Below are 19,513 nucleotides of genomic sequence, written 5' to 3' on the forward strand. Positions count from 1 at the left end.
ACTTATCTGAATCGAACTTTTAGCCGCTTTAGTCTGTCCATCATTCCAGTAAATGATTACTCTTGTATTCATAATGGACCATTAAGCATGGAGCGAAAAATGGCGACTCACTTTGCCCGAGGGATTTTAACGGAAGGACATCTGATTTCTGTTCGTCTCTCCTCCCAGTGTCATCAAGAAGCCCGAAATATTCCCCCTCATCGTCAAAGCCGTTTCCTGGCGTCCAGAGGTTTACTCGCAGAACTGATGTTCATGCTGTATGGCATCGGCGAATTACCGGAAATCGTCACCCTGCCGAAAGGAAAACCGGTTTTCAGTGATAAAAATTTGCCCTCGTTTTCTATTTCCTATGCCGGGAATATGGTTGGCGTGGCGCTAACAACCGAAGGTGAATGTGGCCTCGATATGGAACTGCAGCGTGCGACGCGCGGGTTTCATAGCCCACACGCGCCCGATAACCACACCTTTTCCAGCAACGAATCACTATGGATCAGTAAACAAAACGATCATAACGAAGCGCGAGCGCAACTCATCACGCTGCGCCGAAGCGTGCTAAAACTAACCGGTGATGTTTTGAATGACGATCCGCGCGATCTGCAACTGCTGCCCATTGCCGGACGCCTGAAATGTGCTCATGTAAATCATGTTGAAGCGTTATGCGACGCGGAGGACGTGCTGGTGTGGTCCGTGGCGGTCACGCCCACAATTGAAAAGCTCAGTGTCTGGGAGTTAGATGGCAAACGCGGCTGGAAAAGCCTGCCGGATATTCACAGCCGCGCCAACAATCCTACCAGCCGGATGATGCGTTTTGCCCAACTCTCTACCGTGAAGTCTTTTTCGCCAAATTGATAGACAACCACAGGAGTCATCATGTCTGAAAAATTGAAGGTGGTTACGTTACTGGGGAGCCTGCGCAAAGGCTCATTTAATGGCATGGTTGCACGTACCCTGCCGAAAATTGCTCCTGCTAGCATGGAAATCAATGCATTACCTTCCATTGCCGACATTCCCCTGTATGACGCTGATGTACAGCAGGAAGAAGGTTTTCCCGCAACGGTAGAAGCTATGGCGGAGCAGATCCGTCAGGCTGACGGTGTGGTGATCGTCACGCCGGAATATAACTACTCGGTACCGGGCGGGCTGAAAAATGCCATCGACTGGCTTTCCCGCCTGCCGGATCAACCTCTGGCTGGTAAACCGGTGTTGATTCAGACCAGCTCAATGGGCGTGATTGGCGGCGCGCGCTGTCAGTATCACCTGCGCCAGATTCTGGTTTTCCTCGATGCAATGGTGATGAACAAGCCGGAATTTATGGGCGGCGTGATTCAGAACAAAGTTGATCCGCAAACCGGAGAAGTGATTGATCAGGGTACGCTGGATCACCTGACCGGGCAATTAACCGCATTTGGTGAGTTTATTCAGCGAGTTAAGATCTAAATAAAAAACCCGCCAGCAATCATGCATGGCGGGTTTTTAACGCGCTATCGATTTTAGTGAGCGTCGATAAACACAATCTTCAGGATAAACAGCAGCGCAACGATGATTACGCACGGGCTTAGATCACGCAGACGTCCGGTACCGATTTTCATCACGCAGTAGGAGATAAAGCCCAGCGCAATACCTTCGGTAATCGAGAAGCTGAACGGCATCATCACGGCGGTAATAAACGCTGGAACGGATTCGGTAAGATCCTGCCAATTCACGCGAGCAAGACTTGAGGTCATCAGCACACCAACGTAGATCAACGCACCAGCTGCAGCGTAGCCAGGCACCATCCCCGCCAGCGGCGACAGGAAGATAACCAGCAGGAACAGCAAGCCGACAACAACTGCCGTCAGACCGGTGCGACCACCAACAGAAACGCCGGAAGAGGACTCAATATACGCCGTAACAGAAGAAGTACCGATAAACGAACCTGTCACGGAAGAGATACTGTCGACATACAGTGCCTGCTTCATGCGCGGGAATTTACCTTTCTCATCCGCCAGACCTGCTTTATCAGTTACGCCAATCAGCGTACCGGAGGAGTCAAACAGGTTGACCAGCATGAAAGAGAAAATCACCCCTGCCAAACCGAGATTAAACGAACCGGCTAAATCGACATGACCCACTACTGTCATTACGCTCGGTGGCGCAGACACGATGCCGTTGTAGTGCACATCACCCAGCATCCAGCCCAGCAGCGTCGTCACCACAATAGAAACCAGCACCGCCGCGTGAATATTGCGCGAGGCCAGAATAGCGATGATGAAGAAGCCGAGGATACCCAGCAGCACGCTGTGAGAAGTCAGGTTACCGATGCTCACCAGCGTTTCGGGATTCGCGACAATCACGCCCGCGTTTTTCAGCCCCATCATGCCAATGAACAGGCCGATACCGCTGGTGATGCCCACACGCAGACTTACCGGAATGTTAGCAATCATCCAGTAGCGAATGCGGAAAACTGTCAGTAACAATAGACCAATCGCGCCCCAGAAGATTGCGCCCATCCCGACCTGCCACGGCAAGCCCATCGCCTGTACAACCACAAAAGCGAAGAATGCGTTCAGGCCCATTGCTGGTGCCAGTGCAACTGGCAGATTAGCAAACAGTCCCATCAGAATGCTGCCAAATGCAGCAATCAGACAAGTGGTGACGAAGACGGCGCTGGTGTCCATGCCAGCAACGCCAAGAATTTGCGGGTTAACAAAAACGATGTAAACCATCGTCAGGAAGGTGGTAAAACCGGCGATCACTTCGGTCCGAGCCGTCGTGCCATGTTCGCGCAGTTTAAACACGCGTTCCAGCATCCCCTGACCAGAAGCCTGGGTTGTGTGTTGTTGACTCATTATCTATTTCCGAACTAAGGAGGGAAAATCCGTCGCTATCGTATACCAAAATGAGACAATATGGACGGCTGAAGATAACTTTTTTTCATTGTATTTGCTTATACGGCAACGATTGCGTTGTGCAAATTTGCATGACGAAAACGTTAAACTAATGATAAAGGAAAGACATGTCCCAGATAGAAGCGGTATTTTTCGACTGCGACGGTACGCTGGTCGATAGCGAGGTCATTTGCTCTCGCGCATATGTGACGATGTTCAGGGAATTTGGCATTAACGTAGACCTGGAAGAGATTTTTACCCGTTTTAAAGGCGTAAAACTCTATGAAATCATCGATATCATCAGTAAAGAGCAGGACGTGACGATGGTCCAGGCCGATGCAGAGCACGTTTACCGCGCAGAAGTCACCCGCCTGTTTGATAGCGAACTAGAGGTCATCACGGGAGCGAACGAATTGCTGGCGAGCGTTAACGTGCCGATGTGCGTGGTTTCTAATGGCCCGGTGAGCAAAATGCAGCATTCGCTTGGTAAGCTCAATATGCTGCACTACTTCCCGGAAAAACTGTTCAGTGGTTACGACATTCAGCGTTGGAAGCCTGACCCGGCATTAATGTTCCATGCGGCAAAAGCGATGAATGTGAACGTTGAAAACTGCATTCTGGTCGATGACTCCAGCGCCGGTGCGCAGTCAGGGATAGATGCCGGTATGGAAGTGTTTTACTTCTGCGCTGACCCGCACAATAAGCCGATCGTTCACCCGAAAGTCACCACCTTTACCGAGCTGGCGCAACTGCCTGCGCTCTGGAAGGCACGCGGCTGGGATATAGCGCGTTAATTGCTCCGAACTTTAACGCTTACACATCAGTCACGCTGGTTTGAGATAAAGACTACCAAGTGTCTGATGAGTAAGCGTATGTTTCCCTTTCAAAAATTTATGTCGTTATTCGTCCAGTCAATCACTCTCTGCTTAGCTAAGCCTGGGTTATATTTTTCACAATATCGGGATATTTATCGAACCATGTAATAATATTCAAGATTATTTCACTGAGTTTTTTATACTTTTTATATTTTTTCTCCCGACTATAATTTTGAACAATATCCTGGTAAGTTCGTATTTCATCATCTATTTTATCAATATCAATCTTAAAGTTATTTAATTTTCTTTGTATATCATTACGCGTCAAATTATCTTTGTTTTCACTAACTAGTTGTGCTTTCTCTTTCACAATTTTATTATGTTCTTTTGTTAATTCGTTAATTTTTTGCAATATGTCCTCGTAACCTTCATTGGACTCTTTTACTTCCTGATAATATTTGGTTAAACTTTCCTTGTTAATTTTAAATATACCTGCTAAATTTTGAAAATCGAAAGCAAAATTATTGAGTGCTGAGTCGTAAAGTTCTTTAAAAGATTTTATTTTTTCTAGTTGTTTTTTTAGCTCTATTTTGTCTATATCAACATCGTCAAATAGGTGGACAAGATTTTTAAATTTGAAATTTAAATTTCTATCAAATTGGTTATGAGACTCTTGCCTTTCTTTTCGGATAAATTCTTCTGAATATTTAAGATCTTCTTGTGCATTTGACTGCGAAATTTTTTCTTTTATGACAGATTCAACAAAGTTAATTCTGTCACGTCCCATCATATTGTTAATGATATGTTGTGCCCTACCATGCATATCTTTGAAGATAAAAAAATTAGCTTTTTCAATATCAAAAGAAAATTCCTCTTTAAACGATCCATTTTCATTATAGAGTGCGGCTAAAAACGACTGTAATTCTGCAAATGCTTTTTCATATATTAGCCGAGTATTTGGCAAGGATTTTTCAAGTTCCCCTATGTCTTTATATAGAGCATCTGCCTGATTTATGAAATTAGGTATTTGTTCTTTACTTATAGCTCCGTCTATATTCATATAAATGTATTTTTTATCGGTAAGACTACCTTGTGAATAAATTGTAGCAGAATCGATAGCACAGCCTTCGAGTCTGTCCTCTCTGTAACAATAGCCCAGATCCGCCCCGTGCAAACGACTATTTTTAAAGAAAATGTTATTATTCTCTGTATTTTCATTGCTATATGAAGAGTTAATACCTTTATTAATATTGTCTGCACATTTAATAAAATTATCATCTAACTTAAGAGTTCTCGATCTTCTTTCAATGCGATCAGAAAAATACTCAACGGGGTTAAACATATATTTACCTGAACCAGCTTCACCAAGACCACTGTTTATTTTAATATGGTTCAAAGTACAATTATTAAATACTATCCCATGATCCCTCCCCCTGATGTAATTATTATTAGACTTGTTGAATGAGTTTGCCAAAAATTTCATTCCAGGAGCTTCAAGTCCTGTGATATCACAGTTATAAAAATGACTCAGAAGTATACTCGATCCAGGACAACTACCTCCCTGAATTGTACAGTCTTGAACAAAAGACTGCATAAAGAGATAAGCCCCTAATTTTTCTTGGATATTGACGGGTTGTTTAACGGTGTAGACTTGAGACGTCTCACAACTATATTGTTTTATTTCGCATTTAGAAATAAAACAACCTTTAAACATACCTATTATTGATTTTTCATTTCCTGACTCTGCAGTTTTTTCATTAGGATCATAAAAATGTATGTTGTTGAACTTACAATCTTCGAAATAACAATTTTCAAAAACTGGGCCTTCAAGGGTCGGAGTTTCTATATTTCCTGAAAAAGTTACATTTTTAAAACTACAATATTTTAATGAATTTAATACATCTTTAGGCAACGAAGTTAAATTGATAGTTGTATCAAAAATAGGAATTTTATTTTTAATCAGCGTCGTAAGTTTTACAGCATTATCAGAAAACTTTAATCTCTTCATGGGAGAATTATCAAAATGTAAATCATCAAGATAGTTATCAAGAGTGAATCTTTCAGAAAAAACTTGATGCTTATCGGCCTCATTTACAGTCTCCCCCGTGTAGAGATTAAAAGATCTACACACAACCACTTCATTATTTTCATTTGTGGTAAAATCTGTAGTAGTACTAAATCGCCATTGTTCTTCTACTTTGGCCAGAGATTTAATATTCTTGAACATCTCCGCTTTATTATCATTTTTTGTCACAAATTCGTAAATTAAGCTTTTAACTTGTTTAATATGCGATCCGGGAAAAAGATCGCGAATAAACTCCCACAGTGTACGTTTTTTAAATAATGCCCCATTACCATCCAGAATATTTTCAATATCCTTAAAATTTACATCGTATTTCTTATTATTAATATCTAAAGTAACCTTGTCAGAATATCCGTTATGCTTATGCTTCTCATTTTTCACCTCTGAAAAGGGATTAGCATTTATAAGAACATCTGATCTTAATTTAGCAACCATAAATCCTCCGATGTGCAATATTAGGGTGTTTAAAAATAACGACATCTAGATTGTTAATTAACACTACCGCTAGCCAGGTTAGCAACAAGTGTTACTTATATTACTAGTGAAGACTATAAAAAATAGCTCATTTCCCCCGATTTAATCCAGGGTGTTTACCTTGGATTCCCAATTTTTAGGCATAACGAATCATCCCTCAGGTAAACCGCAATATCTGAAAATGAGCGATTTTTTATAGCTGGTTATATTGTCAATGTTAGAATAAATAGATTTTATAATATGTTACCAAGGTGATTTATGGAAAATCTTATTGGCACTCCACCAAACTATGCAGTTCCCCATAAGTATATAGACATGGAGCAAATGGAATATTTATGTCATATCAATCGTTTTTCTAAAATACCTGACGATTTTTTGATAACTGGTCAGAGAGAGGACCTTTTTACATACAAATATGTTTTAGATGGCTCTTTTTCAAATTTACAGCATTTACTTCCCAAAGGACAACTACAGAAGATACAACAGAGATTAAGTTCTCTTATTGACAAAAATAAGTTCCATTGTTTTCATATTTTTTTATTAAAACTATGCTCAATTGAAAATATTCCAGTCCCAAATGCCGATTACGCTTTCTTTGATGACGAAATGCCATTGACATTAACTGATGAACAGATCGAAAATATTTCTTTTTTAAACGCATATCACAAAGAAAAGAAAGAAAACAACGACATTGTTACATTTGATTTCATGAGCGCTGATCACCACCATAATTTTAGCACAACCATAGCTTTAACAAATGATAGCTTCCATATATCTTCAATAAACAACCATAACTCACAGGTTATATTCGATGAAAACATCCATTTACATCCCTATGAATTACCAGAATCATCACAATGGTGTTATCAGTTAATAAAAAACATGATTTCTTTACATTGCAGATATAATAACAATTTCAAAATAAAAAAAACCTTTTGTTTTGATTTTAAAAATAAATCTTTTTGTAATGCCAGGTTGCAATATATAACGTTTATTGCATGTTTATTTTCACATGCAAACATGAAATATTCGACATTTCATGATGTTAACCTTGATATGTGTGAGATAAAGAATTGCAATTTTGACAATTCAGAGATGAATTTCATTTCGTGCGTCGGGACAAATTTTAGCGGTTCTACATTTAACAATGTAAAAACAACAACAGCGCAACTAATTAAGACACCAACAAAGTGGACGAATAATACTCTAAAATATTGGTTCTCCAGTTGTAATAAACGTAATATCATCTTCACTTTTAATACAATATCTGATAGAAATATGAAATTAAAAGGTATCAAGGATATATTACTGTCGTTGGTTGACCAAAAAGTCAATATTTATAGTGTAAGGCAAGAGCTTCTGGATTTTCTTAATAATGATTTATATAAAAATAATGGAGAGATTCTCTCTTATAAAGAATCAATAATGTTGTTTTGTGCTGTGTAGCCGAAAAATAGATGATTCAGATTAACTACCGCACTCTATGTTGTGTTTATATCCATGTCAGGTAACAGGTCATTTGTGAATCCTGACACCAGACTATGACTATCGTCCAGGGATAATCCACAACCGCTGGAAGTAGTCTCATTTCTGCAGGATAAAACCGTAGAGTGCGATTGCGATGAATAATAAATACAGGCTTATTATTCCAGTCTTTTTTATTGCGTTGGTTGTTTCAAATGGCTCGGTTAGTAAAATGCACCATTCGCTCGGAAAACTCAACATGTTGCACTCTTATACGCCGTCTGGAAAAGGCGTAGGAGTGGTATAACCATTTAATCGCCTCCCAACGTCAACGCTTACACATCAGCGACACTGGTTTAATTAAAGCATACCAAATTTCTGATGAGTAAGCGTCTTTTCGTATAACCTCATTGTCACAGGAACGACTTGATCCGTTTATTTATTCGCCATGTTATTCAGTATCAATTTTCTTAATAGCTTTCACCATATTTTCATTTTCTTTTAGCCAACTCCTGATATTTTGAACTACATCATTAAGTGTATTTTCTTGTTGATACTCTTTCTCCAATCTCTCTGTTTCATCCTTAAGATGTAGAATCTCTTTACTTATATTTGGTATTTTTCCATCTATCACCTTTATTATCCCCTTAATCTCATTAATTCTTTCCGCATCTTTTTTATCTTTATTGTCTTTATTATTTAAGTAAAAATCCTCTTTAATCAATTGATCCTTAGTATCGACTAAATCATTTCTTTCGACAATAAGTTTGGCATATTTGTCTTTTATATCGCCATAATTTTCCTTATTATAGTCATTATTTTTCTCAATTACCCACCGTAAGTATTGCTCAATGCCAGAGAATAAATCGACTTTATCATCTACATATTTTGATACTTTTCTATAATCCCTATAATTTATTTTCGTTCTTTCCTTAAATTCATTCAATGCTAAAAAAATCTTTTGCATTTTATCAAAACTATCATCTTTATGATTTTTATTATATTCTTTGTAAATATTTCGCAAATCATTAAAATCAAAGTGGAAGTGAAATGTTTTGCTGTTTGAAATAGCAGAACGATTTATTTTTAAATAGTTACGTTGATCGTAAGGTCTTTGCCAAAAGAATCCAGTATAGAGCTTATGCATGAAATTCACTTTATCAATATCTATTTCATTGGCTATATCTTTTTCTATATTGTACAAAACTTTTAATATAATATACTGGATAGCTTCACCATTAAGTTGATATTTTTTTCCTTCATCATCAAGATTGAAGCGCCCCAGCTTGACCAACAAAGATTGTAAATATAATAGTTCCTTTTGGTAATGACTTTCCGCATCCTTGCCATATTTATTAAATTCTTCTACCCATGAATTAATTTCCATTAAATTTTTCATGAAATCTGAAATGCCATTTTCAGCTATAGCTCCTTTCATGTCCATATAAACAGGAATTCTAATCTGGGTGTTCGCAGCAAGATTACCACTTAACCAAGTGGTTAAATGATCAATAGCACAATCATCCAATTTAATTCCATTGATTGACTCGCCCAAACAAGTTTTAAGTAAATTGCAATTACTAAGTTTTAAATATTTATCTATATCATCAGCAACGTATTTATCATTTATATAACGACCGCCACTCATATTAGGGAAAAGATTAACGTAGATAAGGTTTGAAATGTGTTTATCCAGATTAAGTTTACCTCCATCCTTTTTGAAATACTCTCTGGGATCAAAATCCAGTAAATCTTTGCGAATTCCATTTCGCTTGTATGTCATATCAGAGGAGCTAAAATCACAATTATAAAAATGATTATCATATTTTAATTCACATTTATATTTGTGATAAAACGAAGTCCCTATGAAATCCATTTCAGCACCATTAAGCTTTGCTATTTTACAACATAACAAACTGCTTGCAATAACACTTGCATTTTTACACACTCCATCCTGAAGAGTACACTCATCTACAAATGACTGCATAAACAGATATGCACCAACTGGCTTACCCACATTGGGATCTTGATTTACAGAGTATATTTTTGATGTATCTATGTTAAAATTTTTTATTTCACATCGATACAGAAAACACTCTTTAAACACGCCGTAAATAGGTATTTCATTATTTGGTTTTACTCGATACCTGGAGCTAACAAGTGACACATTCTCAAAAATACAGTCCTCAAAAAAACAATTTCCAAATACTGAACCATTAAGATTTTCGTAAGATATAGCACCAGTGAATGTCACTTTTTTAAAGTTACAATATTTTAGAGATGCCAGGGCTTCTTTTTCCAGCGCAGATAAATCGATTGTGATATTTTCAAAGGGGATTTTATTTTTTAAATATACGCTAAGCTTTTCATTATCATTTGGGAACTGTATTTTCAGCATCCCTGATTGAAAAGCCTTCTGATCAAAATGAATATCATGCTTATAAATATCCAAGCTGAGTTCTTCAGAAAATAAAGAACGCATTGTGTTTTTTTCAGCATCATTATGATAATCTTGCGCATTAATATTTATATTAAATACTCTACTAACAATAATGTCTTTATTTTCATCTACAGTAAATTCTGTAGTCGTATTAAAGCGCCATTGTTGATCTTGATCGGCGAGAGATTTAACTCTATTAAACATCTCAACTTTATCATCAGTTTTCGTCACAAAATCTACAATGGCTTGTTTAGCCTCCTTAATATGAGACATGGGAAAAAGATCGAGTATAAACTCCCAAAGACTTCGTTTAAGAAAAGATTGACTATCACCAGCTAAAATATTTGTTATATCTTTATGAGTTACTGAATACTTACCCACATCATCAAGAGACAAACCAATTTTTCCTGAATATTTTTGCGTTCTATTTTTTTCATTCAGATTTTCATCTGGCATTTTAGTCAGAGTAGCAAATTTATCTGTAACTGTACTATATGATGATATAGCCATAATCATTTCTCCTGAACACAATATTTATTCGCCCGCTCACAATACATAACCGTTTTGTATAAAAAAGAACACTTTGGTGTTGTTTTGATACGATTATGACTAAACCACCTATGAATACTGTAAAAAATCGCTCATTTTTTATGTTCCGATATAGGGCTTTTACCCTGGTTTTTTTGTTTTCTTTTCCATTTTCTGTACGGGTAACGATATAAATGAAAGGAATAACAAAAAAAATTTTATAACGGGGCACTACATTAAAAGTAAAATAATTCAAATGAAATAATATATTTGCATTGCACTGGGGAGAGTTTCGAGGTGAGTTTGTGTGGCAATATTTCAAGGAGAAAGTTTATCAGCCCGGTAACTATGTATGACCGGGCTGATTGCCAGATGCGGCGTAAAAGCCTTATCTGACCTACAGTTAGCGTTACTCTTTCGGGTCTTTTCCGGCCAGCAGTTTATCCAGCTCATCACCGCCTACGTGACGGAAATCCTGACCTTTCACGTAGTAGAAGATAAACTCACAAATATTCTGGCAGCGGTCGCCGATACGTTCGATTGAACGCGCACAAAACAGCGCGGTAAGTACGCTTGGAATGGTGCGCGAATCTTCCATCATGTAGGTCATCAGCTGACGAACAATACCTTCGTACTCCTGATCGACTTTTTTATCTTCACGATAAATACGTACCGCTTCGTCAATGTCCATCCGCGCGAACGCGTCGAGCACGTCGTGCAGCATCTGGATGGTATGACGGCCCAGCGACTCCAGACTTACCAGCAACGGCTGATGCTGCTGGGAGAATTTCTCCAGCGCGGTGCGGCAGATTTTATCCGCCACGTCACCAATACGCTCCAGTTCGGCGATGGTTTTGCTGATCACCATCACCAGACGCAGGTCGCTCGCCGTCGGCTGACGTTTGGCGATAATGCGCACGCAGGCTTCATCGATCGCCACTTCCATCATGTTGACGTTCTTGTCGCCTTCGATCACCCGCTTCGCCAGATCGCTGTCCTGGTTATGCATCGCGGTGATCGCATCAGAAAGCTGCTGCTCCACCATGCCGCCCATGGTCATCACCTGCGTGCGGATGCTTTCCAGTTCGGCATTGAACTGGCCGGAAATATGTTTATTAAGATTGAGACTGTCCATAACGCACTCCTGAATCAACCGTAACGACCGGTGATGTAGTCTTCTGTTTGTTTCTTCGCTGGTTTGGTGAACAGATCGTCCGTGTTGCTGAACTCAATCAATTCGCCCAGGTACATAAACGCCGTGTGGTCGGAACAACGCGCTGCCTGCTGCATGTTGTGGGTGACGATCACTACGGTGTAATCCTGCTTCAGTTCGGTGATCAGCTCTTCAATACGCCCGGTAGAGATAGGGTCGAGCGCCGAACACGGTTCGTCGAGTAGCAGCACTTCCGGGCGAATGGCGATACCACGCGCAATGCACAGACGCTGTTGCTGACCACCAGAGAGAGAGTAACCGCTCTGGTGCAATTTATCTTTGGTTTCGTTCCACAATGCGGCTTTGGTCAATGCCCACTGCACGCGCTCGTCCATGTCGGCACGGGAGAGCTTCTCAAACAGACGCACGCCAAAGGCGATGTTGTCGTAAATGGACATCGGGAACGGCGTCGGTTTCTGGAACACCATGCCCACTTTCGCACGCAGCAGGGCGATATCCTGAGTGTTAGTCAGGATGTTGTCGCCATCGAGCAAAATCTCACCTTCCGCACGCTGCTCCGGATACAGTTCAAACATTTTGTTGAAAGTACGCAGCAGCGTCGATTTACCGCAGCCAGACGGCCCGATAAACGCCGTAACCTGGTTTTTGGCGATATCCAGGTTGATGTTTTTCAGGGCATGGAATTTGCCGTAGTAGAAGTTCAAATTACGAACCTGAATTTTACTCGGGGCAGTTTCAACCATACTCATTGCAATCTTTTCCTCATCGTGCCTGATGCACTTCGCTAATCAGGCTTACCGTAGGCCGGATAAGGCGTTCACACCGCATCCGGCAAAGTGTTAACCGTGTTTATTCTTCGCAAAAACAACGCGCGCCAGAATGTTCAGCAGCAGGACGCACAGGGTAATAATCAACACCCCGGCCCAGGCCAATTGCTGCCATTCTGCAAATGGGCTCATCGCAAACTTAAAGATCGTCACCGGCAAGTTGGCGATCGGCTGCATCATGTCCGTGCTCCAGAACTGGTTGGAGAGCGCGGTAAACAGCAGCGGCGCGGTTTCACCAGCAATACGGGCAATCGCCAGCAGGATACCGGTCATGATCCCGGACACCGACGCTTTTAGCGTAATCGCGGAGATCATCTTCCACTTCGGCGTACCCAGCGCATAAGCCGCTTCACGCAGGCTGTCCGGCACCAGTTTCAGCATGTTCTCGGTGGTGCGGATAACAATCGGTACCTGCAACAACGCCAGGGCAATCACGCCCGCCCAGCCGGAGAAGTGCTCCATTTGCGCCACCACGATGGTGTAAACAAACAGACCAACCACAATCGACGGCGCGGAGAGCAGAATGTCGTTAATGAAGCGAATAACTTCTGCCAGCCAGGATTTACGTCCATATTCCGCCAGGTAAATCCCCGCCATAATGCCCAGTGGCGTACCGAATACCGTGGCCCACAAAATTAACAGGCCGCTACCCGCCAGGGCGTTCGCCAGACCACCGCCTTCCGTATTTGGCGGCGGCGTCATTTCGGTGAACAGCGCCAGCGACATACCATCGATACCGCGAGTGATGGTGGACATTAAAATCCAGATCAGCCAAAACAAACCGAAAGCCATCGTCGCCATTGAGAGCGTCAGTGCAATACGGTTTTTGAGGCGGCGACGCGCCTGCATTTTGCGGCGGGATTCTGCCAGTGCCGCAGTGGTTTGCGTTTCAACCATAGCCATTAGCGTGCCCCCTCATTCTTAGCCAAGCGCATAATCATAAACTTCGATGCGGCGAGGACGATGAAGGTAATCACAAACAGGATCAGGCCCAGTTCCATCAGTGCGGCAACGTGCAGACCGGATTCCGCTTCAGCAAATTCGTTCGCCAGCGCAGAGGTGATACTGTTGCCCGGCATGTACAGCGAGGCGCTGTCGAGCTGGTAGGTGTTACCGATGATAAAGGTCACCGCCATGGTTTCACCGAGCGCGCGCCCCAGACCCAGCATGATGCCGCCGATAACCCCATTTTTGGTGAACGGAAGAACGATACGCCAGATAACTTCCCAGGTGGTGCAGCCGATACCGTAGGCTGACTCTTTCATCATCACCGGGGTTTGTTCGAATACATCGCGCATTACCGCTGCAATGTACGGAATAATCATGATGGCGAGGATCACGCCTGCCGCAAGGATACCGATACCAAAGGCCGGGCCGGAGAACAGCGCGCCAACAATCGGGATATTAGACATGATATTGCCGACCGGCTCCTGGAAGTAAACGGCGAACAGTGGCGCGAAGATAAACAGGCCCCACATGCCGTACACGATACTTGGAATGGCTGCCAGCAACTCAATGGCGATACCCAGCGGGCGCTTCAGCCAGCCAGGCGCAAGCTCGGTCAGGAACAGGGCGATACCGAAACTCACCGGGACGGCGATCAGCAGCGCGATAAACGAGGTCACCAACGTACCGTAGATCGGCACCAGCGCCCCGTAGATATCGTTCGGCGCATCCCACTCTTTGGTCCACAGGAAAGCCAGACCAAATTTCTGAATGCTCGGCCAGGAGGAGATGATCAGAGAGACAATAATGCCACCCAACATCAATAGCACAATCAGCGCCGCCAGTTTTACCAGCACGCTGAAAATTATGTCGCCCTTTTTACCCGGTGGGTTAAAAGCAGGCTTGGTTGCAGCCATAAGTTACTCTTCAGTTAAACGCGTTTACAAAGTCATTTTGTAATGCCGGATAAGCCGTTAATGCCTTATCCGGCATGGTGTTTTATTAGTACAGTGGCTTGCCGCTACTGTCTTTAATATTGGTCTTCCACGCAGCGCGAACTTGTTCAACTACGCTATCCGGCAGGCTGGCGTAATCCAGGTCGTTAGCCTGTTTAGCCCCTGTTTTGTACGCCCAGTCGAAGAACTTCAGCACTTCTACACCCTGCTCAGGTTTCTTCTGATCTTTGTGGACCAGAATGAAGGTGGTAGAAGTGATAGGCCATGCATCTTCGCCTTTCTGGTTGGTCAGATCCTGAGCGAATGTTTTGCTCCAGTCTGCGCCTTTTGCTGCATTAGCGAAGTTTTCTTCGGTCGGACTAACCGGTTTACCATCAGCGGAGATCAGTTTGGTGTACGCCAGGTTGTTCTGCTTAGCGTAAGCATATTCAACGTAACCAATTGCACCCGGCAGACGCTGAACGAACGCGGCGATACCGTCGTTACCTTTACCGCCCAGACCGATTGGCCATTTTACGGTAGAGCCAGTACCAACGTTGTTTTTCCATTCTTCGTTCACTTTCGCCAGGTAGCTGGTGAAGACGAAGGATGTCCCGGAGCCATCTGCGCGGCGCACTACAGCAATGTTCTGTGAAGGCAGTTTCAGACCCGGATTCAGTTTGGCGATGGCTTCATCATCCCACTTTTTGATTTTGCCCAGGTAGATGTCGCCGAGGGTTTTACCATCCAGCACCAGTTCGCCAGATTTTAGCCCCGGAATGTTAACCGCCAGCACCACGCCGCCAATTACGGTCGGGAACTGGAACAGACCTTCCTGAGCCAGTTTTTCGTCAGACAGCGGCGCGTCAGAAGCACCGAAATCAACGGTGTTGGCGATAATCTGTTTTACGCCGCCGGAAGAACCGATACCCTGGTAGTTAACTTTATTACCGGTTTCTTTCTGGTAAGTGTCAGCCCATTTGGCATACACCGGCGCAGGGAAGGTTGCACCTGCACCTGTCAGGCTTGCTTCTGCAAACACAGAGAAAGCGCTCATCGATAAGGTCGCGGCGACAACAGTTGCGACGGTGGTACGCATAACTTTCATAATGTCTCCTGGGAGGATTCATAAAGCATTGTTTGTTGGCTACGAGAAGCAAAATAGGACAAACAGGTGACAGTTATATGTATGGAATATGACAGTTTTATGACACAACGAGATTTATGCGTAATTTATTGATTTTTATAACCAGGCAAAAAGAAAAACCATGTCATCTTTTTGTCATGTCATGTGCAAATAGGTTAGAAAGAGGTGTCTGATGACAACGGTGCGAGGAGCACCGTTGTCCTTTGATTAACGAACAATTTCGATGGTGATAGTTGCCGTAGCAGTAAATGTTCCTGGCGCGGGTCGTGCACCAGTGAGGCTCGCAGGGGCAGCAGAAAAAGTTACATTGCCAGCTTTCTCACCAATAACGCTTGTTGCTCCCATATCAGTTGGTAGTTCGCCCCCGTTGACGTTGATTTCCCTGTTATTTTTATCGTAGATTTTTATCCCTACATTTGGGTTTGATGTTACAACCATCGAATTATCGCTACTGGGTTCAGTAGCATAAAAAGAGGTAGTGATATCATCCGTATTCATTATTCCTAAATACTCACACTCAATAGTGACAGTTTTGGTGATTTTATGCGCTGACACAGCACTCCCGACAACAGATGAAAAATCTGCGGCTGGAATAGTACTAAAATCAAAATTAATAGGCTGTAAACTATTAATTTCACAACTTTGTGGCGCAGTGATGTCTCCACGAACATAAACATCAGCCATCGGCTGCGAATAATCAATCGGTGTGTCACGGCTGATAGTTCCGTACAACTTCGCAACAAGCGTTGTGGGAATAGTTACCTTTCCCGCAAAGGGTTTTTTAATATAAAAATAAACCTTAGCCTTGGCACCACTAGAAATATCTAATGGCTCCTCTCTTCCACAATTATATACTGTAGTTACATCAGGATCATTAGCATGATACTCGAATGGTGCATTAACAAATCCGACCCCCAAAAGATCAATTGCTATACCCACATCCAGATGTGGATTAAGATTATAGTAATTTACATTAGAATGAACCCCAGCATAACTTAAAGCATCATTTATTTTTGCCGTGTAGTAAATATAGGGAAATTCACCGACCTTTCCTGTATTACAGTGACAGTGTGCCGGATAAGACCCGCCATTAGTTACTGTTGTATTAAATGTGGACCCCGCTTTATTCTGAGTTGCCGTAATAACATATCCAGGAAAATCAAGCACACTATGAAAAACGCCATTATCCGGAGTACAGATACCTTGAGGGGCCGCAAGAGTCGTACTCGTGTAAAAAATGGCGACAATAGAAAAACACCACAACAGAATATTATTTCTCATAAAAAACCTTTAATTACAGGTGACACTCTGCTCAATTAAACCATTCTCATTTTCTGGTACTGAAAGTGAGTAGCCAAAGGTACATTTCGTGACTGCGTCTCCTCCCCAGGATAAAGTGACCTGCCCTTTATCTGACAGACCCGAGAGATAAAGCTCACCAGAATCACCGACTATTCCTGAATCGGCGGTACTTGTGTTTTGAACTGAGGCAATGGCGCCAAAAGGTGCCGGTTTACCATTTGCATTTACCACTCTGAAGAGAACGCGGTAACCCACATGCGTCACAAACTCCGCTTTAACCACCGCGCCGCGGGTAGGAACCATCGTAACGACGGTATTATCGAGTTCAACATTCGACTTAGAGAAATAGTTGTCGCTGATCGCTACCCGGTTTTCATCATAAGGATTTAGCTGTGTCTTAACCGTGTAACCACGCCAGTCTGTTGCCGCCCCGCGCATATTATCAATTTCCAGACCTGCGGCTCCCGGTGCTTTAATAAGGGCAATGGTTTCACCCAGTTCCTGGCTAAACGTTATCCCTTCACTGTGCGCCAGAATGCCACCCCGGATACCATAATTGAGTCGCTGAGAATTTTGGCTGTAGTTATAACTGCCGTTTAACGTGCCGTAGGTACCGTCATAGGTCAGCGACATATTACCGCCTACTTGATCATCGCGGCTGTTATAGGACTGCATGAGATTCCAGGAGAGATTATTTTTCTCCAGCGCCGTACCGCTTAGGCCAAGTTGATGCGAGCTACCAGAATCATCATTTTGCGAAACCGAATAGGTGGCATAACTATTTCCCCACCAGCCCGATAATGGAACTGATAAAGAGAGCATGTAGATTTGTTCGCTGGTGTTATCATTGGCATAACTATTACTCGTCCCTTGCCGGGCCGTATTGGAATAACTCCATGAGACGTTCCACGAGAGGCGCTTCCAGCTACTGCTGTAACCAAATTGGATTAATCGTTCGACATCATCTGTGTGCCAATATTGCTGGCGGCTTAATGTCAGGTATAAGTTGCCATAATCTCTGCCCAGCGATTGCGTTAACGTTCCTTCCACACGGCTGCGACGGTTTCCGGTTTGCCAGAAATCTTCGGGACTATTTTGCCGGGAGGCCCATTCATTGAGGGTATAGTAGCCTTCGGTAGAGTAACGATAGCCAACCAGGCGTAAGCTGGTGTCTGTATCGTCAAAACGTTTTGAATACAGAAAACGATATGATTGACCCGTTTCCGTATCATCAGCAAATTTCGCTCTGGCATGTGTTACATCTAAGGAGATGGCTCCCAGAGAACCGAGATCTTTACCTACCCCCAAAGCAACAGAACCATACTTTTCAGCAGCCTGTACGCCGCCATACAAGGTAAAACCGTAGGGCAAGCCATGAAGGATCTGTGCCTGAAGCACGTCAGGAGTAAAACCATCTTCATCGCGCAGTTCCCCCACGCTAACATCTACATCGGTCTGACCTTCACGTTTGAGGATAGCCAGCGACGCATAAGGCTGGGTGAATCGTTGTTCACTACCATCTTCTTCCTTGATAGTTACATCCAGGTCGCCGCCTGAGCTGGCAGTATTGAGGTCGGTGATTTCAAAGGCGCCTTGTGGCACGGCTGACTGATAAATTACGTAGCCGTTCTGCCGAATGATGACGGTGGCGTTGGATTTTGCAATCCCACGAACCACAGGCGCGAAGCCATTCTGGCTGGCGGGTAACATATCTTTATCAGTATAAAGTCGTGCACCACGGATTTGCGTGCTGTCGAAAATATCGCTCGCCGTCCACGTATCGCCGATCATAATCTGGCTTCTTAACGCAGCAATATCACGTTGTATCCAGGTGCTGATAGAGTTGTATTCCGCACGACCATCGGTGGTGTTTAAGGTGCTGTAATTGCGTAGTCGCCACGGCCCAATATTGAGTCCGTTACGCAGGTTGAGATAACTGGTATCGGTCTCCTGAGAGCTGTAATCCGAGCGCAGGGTATGAGAACCGGAAAAATCGTAGTTGATAGTCAGTGCGTTAATTCCCTCATCCCAACGCGTGGGGCTTATGTAATCGTAAGCCATCGCATCCATATAGATCTGGGGAATGGTGATATTCAGTTGCAGCTTATCGCTGTCCAGTTGCCAGGTTGAGCCTTCAATGCGTGGTGCAGGGTCAATACAGGCCTTGTCATCCACCTTATTGAGCGCTTTCAGCGCGTCAACTTTTACGCCAAAGGAAGTCAGCGTTTTTTTTACCGCGACAAAGCAAGCGTGCAGATCGGCATCAGGGTTATCCTGAACAAAAGTCACATCCTGACGCTCGAACATTTTGCCATTGATAAAAATATCAACACTGTAGGCGCCGGGAGGTATGTGATTCGCTTTGTTAAACTGGCGAATATCGACTCCGGATTGATGGTCTATTTCCAGCAGCGCCGGATTAAATACGCTGACCTCGGCCATCAGGCTTTGCGAGAAAACGAGACACGTCCCTGCCGTCAGACCAACCGCTATTCTGGTCGTAACCATAATT

The 19,513-nt window shown here is 43.1% G+C and carries 14 protein-coding genes and 1 pseudogene; 4 read left to right on the forward strand and 11 right to left on the reverse strand.

What is annotated here, in order from left to right; all coding sequences use genetic code 11:
* Positions 1–99: 99 nt before the first annotated feature.
* Complete coding sequence (locus tag QUE34_RS22800; RefSeq protein WP_024211991.1) at positions 100–849, forward strand: 4'-phosphopantetheinyl transferase family protein; 750 nt, start codon at positions 100–102, stop codon at positions 847–849.
* Positions 850–870: 21 nt separating this feature from the next.
* The gene (gene yieF / locus QUE34_RS22805; RefSeq protein ID WP_001291118.1) at positions 871–1,437 is read left to right on the forward strand and encodes a class I chromate reductase YieF; all 567 of its coding nucleotides are present in this window, start codon (positions 871–873) and stop codon (positions 1,435–1,437) included.
* 53 nt (positions 1,438–1,490) lie between these two features.
* Here the strand turns inward: yieF and adeP are convergent, their stop codons facing one another.
* Positions 1,491–2,828 (reverse strand): adenine permease AdeP, encoded by a 1,338-nt coding sequence (gene adeP / locus QUE34_RS22810; protein ID WP_032304110.1) that lies wholly within the window; start codon positions 2,826–2,828, stop codon positions 1,491–1,493.
* 167 nt (positions 2,829–2,995) lie between these two features.
* Here adeP and yieH point away from each other — a divergent pair, with 167 nt between their 5' ends.
* Positions 2,996–3,661, forward strand: coding sequence for a 6-phosphogluconate phosphatase (gene yieH / locus QUE34_RS22815; protein ID WP_032304111.1), 666 nt, complete (start codon positions 2,996–2,998; stop codon positions 3,659–3,661).
* Between the two features lie 136 nt (positions 3,662–3,797).
* Here the strand turns inward: yieH and QUE34_RS22820 are convergent, their stop codons facing one another.
* Entirely contained in the window at positions 3,798–6,200 is a 2,403-nt protein-coding gene (locus QUE34_RS22820) for a hypothetical protein (RefSeq protein ID WP_032304112.1), read from the reverse strand.
* 297 nt (positions 6,201–6,497) lie between these two features.
* Here QUE34_RS22820 and QUE34_RS22825 point away from each other — a divergent pair, with 297 nt between their 5' ends.
* On the forward strand, positions 6,498–7,685 hold the full coding sequence (locus QUE34_RS22825; protein ID WP_032304113.1) for a pentapeptide repeat-containing protein: 1,188 nt from the start codon (positions 6,498–6,500) through the stop codon (positions 7,683–7,685).
* Between the two features lie 469 nt (positions 7,686–8,154).
* On the opposite strand, the gene QUE34_RS22835 is transcribed toward QUE34_RS22825, so the two are convergent.
* The 9 genes and pseudogenes from QUE34_RS22835 to lpfC-O113 form a co-directional block, all read right to left on the reverse strand.
* On the reverse strand, positions 8,155–10,539 hold the full coding sequence (locus tag QUE34_RS22835) for a type III effector protein (protein WP_141218827.1): 2,385 nt from the start codon (positions 10,537–10,539) through the stop codon (positions 8,155–8,157).
* Positions 10,506–10,653, reverse strand: a pseudogene (locus tag QUE34_RS22840) (hypothetical protein). The gene QUE34_RS22835 and the pseudogene QUE34_RS22840 overlap by 34 nt, the downstream one beginning before the upstream one ends.
* A gap of 427 nt (positions 10,654–11,080) precedes the next feature.
* Entirely contained in the window at positions 11,081–11,806 is a 726-nt protein-coding gene (phoU, locus tag QUE34_RS22845) for a phosphate signaling complex protein PhoU (protein ID WP_000377785.1), read from the reverse strand.
* A gap of 14 nt (positions 11,807–11,820) precedes the next feature.
* On the reverse strand, positions 11,821–12,594 hold the full coding sequence (gene pstB, locus QUE34_RS22850) for a phosphate ABC transporter ATP-binding protein PstB (RefSeq protein ID WP_000063126.1): 774 nt from the start codon (positions 12,592–12,594) through the stop codon (positions 11,821–11,823).
* A 90-nt stretch (positions 12,595–12,684) separates the two neighbouring features.
* On the reverse strand, positions 12,685–13,575 hold the full coding sequence (pstA, locus tag QUE34_RS22855) for a phosphate ABC transporter permease PstA (protein WP_001252002.1): 891 nt from the start codon (positions 13,573–13,575) through the stop codon (positions 12,685–12,687).
* A complete protein-coding gene (pstC, locus tag QUE34_RS22860) occupies positions 13,575–14,534 on the reverse strand; it encodes a phosphate ABC transporter permease PstC (protein WP_000741620.1) in 960 nt (319 codons plus the stop codon). The genes pstA and pstC overlap by 1 nt, the downstream gene beginning before the upstream one ends.
* An 85-nt stretch (positions 14,535–14,619) precedes the next feature.
* On the reverse strand, positions 14,620–15,660 hold the full coding sequence (pstS, locus tag QUE34_RS22865) for a phosphate ABC transporter substrate-binding protein PstS (protein ID WP_000867152.1): 1,041 nt from the start codon (positions 15,658–15,660) through the stop codon (positions 14,620–14,622).
* A 246-nt stretch (positions 15,661–15,906) separates the two neighbouring features.
* Positions 15,907–16,980 (reverse strand): fimbrial protein, encoded by a 1,074-nt coding sequence (locus QUE34_RS22870; protein ID WP_103253845.1) that lies wholly within the window; start codon positions 16,978–16,980, stop codon positions 15,907–15,909.
* A gap of 9 nt (positions 16,981–16,989) precedes the next feature.
* Positions 16,990–19,509, reverse strand: a complete 2,520-nt coding sequence (gene lpfC-O113, locus QUE34_RS22875; protein ID WP_105268634.1) for a long polar fimbrial usher protein LpfC-O113 — start codon at positions 19,507–19,509, stop codon at positions 16,990–16,992.
* Positions 19,510–19,513 lie beyond the last annotated feature (4 nt).

The organism is Escherichia sp. KS167_9B (assembly GCF_030295215.1).
GTDB classification, from domain to species: Bacteria; Pseudomonadota; Gammaproteobacteria; order Enterobacterales; family Enterobacteriaceae; genus Escherichia; species Escherichia coli_F.